This is a genomic window from Actinacidiphila sp. bgisy167, assembly GCF_057707665.1.
In genome coordinates, this window is record NZ_JBYIQP010000062.1 from 37,064 (window position 1) to 43,526 (window position 6,463).

Here is a 6,463-nt window from a genome sequence, read left to right on the forward strand (position 1 = left end):
CCCAGGCCTGCTCAGGCCAGGACCTCGCGATCCAGGCGAGCCCCTCCAACGGGTCGCGCCCGCACGCCTCGACCGTCCCCGTGCCGTCCAGGCCACCGGTGTGGAACCGTCTGCCCCACTCCGGATCGATCCGCTCCAGCGCGACGGCCGTCTCCTCGGGGCTGCCGCTGCGCCGGCTCAGCGCGGCTTCGGCGATCAGGTACAGCGCCCGTCCGAGGTCTCGGGTCGCGAAGACCTCCCGGTAGGGGCCGTGACGTCCGCGCACCGAGCACGTCCTCGCCGCCTTGAAACCCGCCTTCGGGCATTACCGATGTAAGGATCGGTAATTTTTCGGTATGGCCCCCGTGCGCAAACTGCGAGAAACGGGCACACACGGGATGCGGGTGAAGCAAACGTTAACGGCGAGTACCTCCGGGTGAACTGCGTCACGTTGACCCCCCTGACGGCCCGTCTCTAATCTCGCACCCATGCACCCGGCCCTGTCCGCCAGGTATTCGGGGGCAGTTCACCCATTACCCAATTCCGGAGGGAGACGCCATGAAGGCCATGCGTTCAATCACCAGGAAGTTCAAGGCCGAGAAGAGCCTGAAGGCCTACGCCTGGTACATCTGGTACTGATCCGCGGACATTCCGATCCGCTGAGTGACGTCTGTGCCCGGCATGCCACGGCTGCCGGGCACAACGTTTGAGCAACAGCATTCCCACCGCCAAGAGAGGACACCCATGCGCCGCCCCACCGCCACCGCCCCGGGCGGTCGTGTCACCGTGTTCACGCCGAGGATCGACGCGCTCTTGCGTGAACACCGCGGCACAGGCCTGTTCCGCCTGGACTCGGACACCGTGGGAGTCTCCGATCCGGAACTCATCGACGCCCTGTTGCGTTGCCGCCCGGCCAACAAGTTCGAACGCCCCACCTTCAAGCCCTTGCAGGGCCGCACCATCACTCGCCCGGAGTCCTCGGCCGTGATGCGCGCCGTCTCCAAGGACGTCAAGAAGGCACTGGCCGACCCCGCACGCTTGGACGCCGACCTGACCGGCATATGGCCTCACGTGCCGCACAACCACTTGCGGGACATCGTCTTCGGCGACGACCCCTACCGGCTGAAGGTGATGGTGGACCGGCGGCTGGAACTCACCCCGAAACTCACCTGGACCGTGATCGCCGCCGGCGCCGCGCTCCCCTCGTTCCGCCGGTCCGGCAAGGCACCCACCCACCTCGGCGCGATGCTCTCGGAAGCCCGCACCTACCAGGAACGGCGTCACGCCATGGGTCTGTACCGCCGTGCGGCAGCACCTGTGTGCTTCACCGTCGCGGCACTCGTCACCGGCGCACTGTGGCTGGGAGCGCCCTTCGACGACGACGTGCCCAACCGGCACATCATCCACGAGACACTGCGACTGCTGCCCGTGTCGTGGAACCTGCTGCGTATGGCGTCACCGGAATTCCACGCGGTCGACGGCCGCATCGGACCCGGCGACGACGTGCTGATGCTCCCCCTGCTGACCCACCGTGACCCCGAACTGTGGGAAGCACCGGACGAGTTCCGCCCCGAACGCTGGGACAGCCTCGATCCGGACAACCACCCCGGCTACCTCCCCTTCGGGCACGCCAACGAGCGGTGCTGGGGACGCCACATGGTCATCCCCCTCGCCGAGCGCCTGCTGGACATCGCGCGACGCGGCAACCTCACCGTCGACCCCGACCAGCGATCAGCCCACGTGCCGCTGCACGGCCTCCTCGGCGTCACCGGTGTGCGAGTGGTCGACAAGCGATAGGTCTCCGCGCGCGGTACAGGTGTATGCGCCCCGGCGAAGCAGCGGCAGACGGCCTGACCGGACAGGACAGCACCCACGGGTTGGAGATGCGCTCCGGCGCGGTGGTCAGACGGTTCCTGTCGTGTGGCCGCGGTGAGCCGCAGAGCGAGTGGCGGGCGCTGACGCTGCCGGCCGGGGACGCCCCCGGTCGGGCTCCGCAGCCTCTCGAGGCGGACGTGGAGGGGACCCGCCGGCCGCGGTGAGGTCCCGGCTGCCCGGGCGCCCACTGCGCAGCACTCTCGTCTCCGGTCGCAGCGCGGCCGCCCTGGCGGAAGCTCTGGTCGCTCGCGGTGGTCGACAGCGCCGGCGCCCAGCAGGCAGGGGTCTGCAGCCGTGGTCGCCGGATCACCCGCCGAACGCGAGGCTGTCGCAGGTCCTGCCGGAGCGGCGGCTGGCGCGCTGCGCCAACCCCGAGCACGCCGAGGTCAGCCGGGTCGGTCGGGCCCGGACGCCTGGGGCGGCGTGGAGAAGGAACAACGGCACTTCGGCAGATCCGCGAGCGCGAGCTCAGTCGGAGGGCGTGATCGGGGCCCGCAGGCCGAGCCACTGATCGGCGTCCCAGGCCCGGAACCGCTCTACTTCGGTGAAGCCCAGCTTTGCCGCGAGGCGCATCGAGCCGGCGTTGGCGGTCTGGGTGGCGAGCACCACGGGCTCGCCGGGAAGGACGCTTTCGAACCAGTCGAGTGCCGCCGCGCACGATTCGGCGGCATACCCGAACCCCCACGCCCGCGGCAGGAACAGGTAGCCGAGATCGGCCTTGCCTGCGGCGGCTGGGCGATGGTGCTCCGGCGCTCTCCGAAGCAGGATCTGGCCGATCATCGCCCCGTCGAGATCGACGACGAAGCTCCCGGGCCACCGCTCGGGCACCTCGGGCAACCCGCGCTCAAGCTCGTCACGCGGGCGGGGTCCGCCGAGGTAGGTGTGCACCTCTGGCGATGCCAGCAGCTCGATGAACGCCGCACGGTCCCGGGCCTGGGGCTCACGCAGCACGAGCCTGTCGGTCCTGATCGGTGCAGGCGGCCAGGCGACGGGTCCGAGATCGGTCATGTCGGCCAGCCAATCAGCCAGCTCAGCAGTGATCAAGACGTGCGGAAGCACTGACGCGGTGGGTTGCCCCGGACCGCGTCGGCGATCGCCCCGAGGCCGGCGGGAGTGATCGAATCGAACCGGCCCGACCGGCTTGCCGCCGAACGTGTCGTGCGGCCCGCAGCGAAGGCCGATACACGGCGGCTACACGACCGAGCCGGTTTTGAGCCTTCATGGACGGCCGGCGGAAGCGGGCCGTAGACCTGCGCCGTCGACCATCGGCAGCGTCCCCGCGAAGTCCGTCGCGGACCTTCCGATGGAGCATGCATGACCGACCAACGTCTTCCGGTCCCCGAGCCGGACCGGCACGGCAACCGGCTTTCGGGCCATCGGCGACGCGCCGCCCGGGCCCGGGCCGCGGTGCCGTCCACCCGGTCGCGGGCACGCCGCCCGCTGGTGACGGCGGCCGTGGTCCTGGCGGTCCTGGGGACCGGCTCCGCCGTCGCCTATCGGAATCTGGACGGCAACATCGCCTCGCAGGACGTCGACGGGCAGCTCGACGCCAAGGCCCGGCCGGAGCGCACGTCTGCCGGCGCGCTGAACGTGCTGCTGCTGGGCTCGGACTCGCGGTCGGGAGCCAACCGCGCTTACGGCCGGGACGCCGGCGGCGCCCGCTCCGACACCGCCATGGTCGTCCATGTGGCCAAGAACCACCGGTCCGCCTCGGTGATCAGCATCCCCCGGGACACCCTGGTCGACCGGCCGTCCTGCCCCACCGACTCGGGTGACGCCCCGGCCGCGCGGTCCGTCATGTTCAACTCCGCCTACACGACAGGGGGTATGGCCTGCTCGGTCGCCACCGTCGAGGAACTGTCCGGGCTGCGGATCGACCATGTCGCGGAGATCGACTTCAGCGGTTTCACGAAGCTGATCGACACGCTCGGCGGGGTCCGGGTGGACGTCCCGCAGAACATCGACGACCACTACAGCCACGCCCATCTGTCCAAGGGAGCACAGCGCCTCGACGGCGAACAGGCCCTCGGTCTCGTACGGACCCGGCACGGTGTCGGCGACGGCAGCGACCTCGGCCGGATCGAGCTCCAGCAGATCTTCATGAAGGCCCTGATCGGTCAGCTGCGCTCCGCCGGCCTGCTGACGGATCCCGTCAGGCTCTACCGGCTCCTCGACGACGTCACCAGCGCCATCACCACGGACAGCGGCCTCGGCTCGCTCGCGTCGCTGACGTCCCTCGCCCACTCGCTCGGCGCGCTGGACCCCGACGCCGTCGACTTCCGCACCCTGCCGGTCGTCCCCGCCCCGCAGGACCCCAACCGGGTCGTTCCCGCGGCGGCACAGGCCGACGCCGTGTGGAAGGCGCTGCGCGACGACCGGCCGCTGCCCGCCCGCGGCCCGCGGGGCGGGCAGCGGTGAGCGCCGCGACCATGGTGCTCGAGCGCCCCGTCGTCGACCAGCGCGGTCCCGCCCCGCGCCCGTACGTGCACGGACTGGACGGCGTACGGGCCGTGGCCGTCCTGCTCGTCGTCGTGTACCACGTCGACCCGTCCTGGCTGCCCGGCGGCTTCCTCGGCGTCGACGTGTTCTTCGTCCTCAGCGGCTACCTGATCACCGACCTGCTGTGTTCCGAACGGCACCGCACCGGCCGGATCGACCTCCCCCGGTTCTGGCTGCGGCGGGCCCGCCGGCTGCTGCCCGCGCTGATCACCCTCCTCGTGACCGCGACCGCGGTGGCCGCGCTCTGCCGCCCGGCACGCGTCGACGCCTCAGGGCACGACATCCTGTCGGCGCTCACCTTCACCAACAACTGGTGGCAGATCAGCACCCACGCCTCCTACTTCGCCTCCTTCGGTCCGCCGCCCCTCTTCCAGCACCTGTGGACGCTGGGCGTGGAGGAGCAGTTCTATCTGCTGTGGCCCCTGGCGATGCCGGCACTGCGGTGGGCGCCCCGCGCCCGGCTCCGCGCGGCCGCCGTCCTGGCGGCGGCGTTCGCGTCCCTGGCGCTGATGGCGCTGCTCCACCAGCCCGGCGAGGACACCTCCCGCGCCTATTTCGGCAGCGACACCCACGCCTTCGGACTGCTGCTCGGCGCCGCCCTGGCGTTCGCGGCGCCGCCCGGGCGTGTGTGGAAGCACCGCTGGGCACCCGGGGTGTGCGGGGCGGCCGGGGTGGCGGGATGGATCGTGCTGTGCGTGCTGGCCGGCGCGGTCCACTCCGACTCCGCCGGCCTGTACCCGTGGGGGTTCGCCGCCGCGGCGGGGGCCGCCGGTGCCGTCGTCCTGGCCGCCGCGCAGGCCGACTCCTTCTTCGTCACGGTGATGAGTGCCTCCTGGCTGCGCTGGGTCGGCCGCCGGTCCTACGGGATCTATCTGTGGCACATGCCGCTGATCGCCCTGGCCGTCCCGAACGGGCGCACCGCGCACGATGTGCCGTTCCGCGGCCTGTGCGCCGCGGCCCTGGCAGTGGCCGTGGCAGCGGCCTCCTACCGCTGGGTGGAGGAACCCCTGCGCCGCCGCGGGGTGCGCCAGGCGGCCGCGGTGGCGCTCGCCGCGCTGGCCGGCAAGGACGGGCGGGCGGCGACCGCTGCGTTCCGTGCGGACGGCGGCTCGGGTGCGGGTGCGGGTGCTTCCCGGCGGCACGGGGCCTCGGGCGGCCGGGCCGCGCAACGGGTTTCCCTGGTCGCCCGGGTGCTGGCCGCCGGCGCGGGTGTGGCCGTACTCGTCGCCGCCTGGGGCATCGCCACCGCCGGGGACGGCAACAGCGCCGCCGGCCGGAGGCCGGCCGCGCACGACGGTGGTGCGGCGAACCTGTCGCCGCGCCACCCGGGCGAAAGCGTGACAGCTGTCGGTGACTCCGTGATGCTCGCCGCCGCCCCGGAACTGCGGGAGGCGTTCCCCGGCATCGCCATCGACGCCAGGGTCAGCCGTCAACTGTCCGCCGGCCCCGACGTGGTGCGCGCTCTCGGTGAGCCGAGCCGGCGCAGCCAGGTCCTGCTGATCGGCCTCGGCACGAACGGCGTCGGTGGCCGCCAGGATCTCGAACAGATCGTCCGGGAAGCCGGTCACCGCACCGTCGTCCTGGTCACCGTGCATGGCTCCCTCTCGTGGAAGGACCAGGTCAACACCGCCATCCGGCAGACCGCCGCGGCGCACCCGAACGTGCTGCTCGCGGACTGGGACCGTGCCGTCCAGGGCAGGGACGACCTGCTCGCGGACGACGGCATCCACCCCGGGCCCGCGGGCGGCGCACTGTACGCGAAGACCGTCGCGCAAGCCCTGGACGCACGGAAGCGGACGTGAGGGGCCGATTGCCGGTGGGCACTCCTGCGGGCGCAACCGCATGAGGCTCGCCGTCCTACGGCAGGGGCGGCCTCATGCGGTTCCGACGGTCCGTCTCCGTGATGTCGGCGTACTACCGCGCCCGGTGTACGTGCCTTAACGGGCACGTGGTACCGCCCGATCGCCCTCGGTACGCCGGAAAGGACATCGTCACGGCCGCCGTCCATCAGGGCCCGCACGATCGGGGTGAAGCTGATGGTGCCTCCGCTGAGGTGCGGGCCGCCACCGAACGGATGGAAGGCTTGACATCCTCCCGGGCTTGAAGGCCG

5 protein-coding genes are annotated in these 6,463 nt (G+C 71.8%); 4 read left to right on the forward strand and 1 reads right to left on the reverse strand.

Annotated features, from left to right (window positions below; translation table 11 throughout):
- The first annotated feature begins 546 nt into the window (after positions 1-546).
- Entirely contained in the window at positions 547-618 is a 72-nt protein-coding gene (locus AC3ET4_RS22060; protein ID WP_431952033.1) for a tryptorubin family RiPP precursor, read from the forward strand.
- Positions 619-723: 105 nt separating this feature from the next.
- Entirely contained in the window at positions 724-1,776 is a 1,053-nt protein-coding gene (locus AC3ET4_RS22065; RefSeq protein ID WP_431952021.1) for a cytochrome P450, read from the forward strand.
- 546 nt (positions 1,777-2,322) lie between these two features.
- Here AC3ET4_RS22065 and AC3ET4_RS22070 read toward each other — a convergent pair.
- Positions 2,323-2,862, reverse strand: a complete 540-nt coding sequence (locus AC3ET4_RS22070; protein ID WP_431952023.1) for a GNAT family N-acetyltransferase — start codon at positions 2,860-2,862, stop codon at positions 2,323-2,325.
- 306 nt (positions 2,863-3,168) lie between these two features.
- Here AC3ET4_RS22070 and AC3ET4_RS22075 point away from each other — a divergent pair, with 306 nt between their 5' ends.
- Positions 3,169-4,272 carry an LCP family protein gene (locus AC3ET4_RS22075; RefSeq protein ID WP_431952025.1) on the forward strand — a complete coding sequence of 368 codons (1,104 nt, stop codon included), beginning with the start codon at positions 3,169-3,171 and terminating at the stop codon, positions 4,270-4,272.
- Positions 4,269-6,155 carry an acyltransferase family protein gene (locus AC3ET4_RS22080; RefSeq protein WP_431952027.1) on the forward strand — a complete coding sequence of 629 codons (1,887 nt, stop codon included), beginning with the start codon at positions 4,269-4,271 and terminating at the stop codon, positions 6,153-6,155. Before AC3ET4_RS22075 ends, AC3ET4_RS22080 begins: the two co-directional genes overlap by 4 nt.
- The last annotated feature ends 308 nt before the right edge of the window (positions 6,156-6,463 follow it).

Excerpts from the sequence above, each read along its gene's own strand:
- AC3ET4_RS22065 (WP_431952021.1), top strand. The coding sequence starts at position 724 with ATGCGCCGCCCCACCGCCACCGCCCCGGGCGGTCGTGTCACCGTGTTC.
- AC3ET4_RS22070 (WP_431952023.1), bottom strand. The coding sequence starts at position 2,862 with ATGACCGATCTCGGACCCGTCGCCTGGCCGCCTGCACCGATCAGGACC.
- AC3ET4_RS22075 (WP_431952025.1), top strand. The coding sequence starts at position 3,169 with ATGACCGACCAACGTCTTCCGGTCCCCGAGCCGGACCGGCACGGCAAC.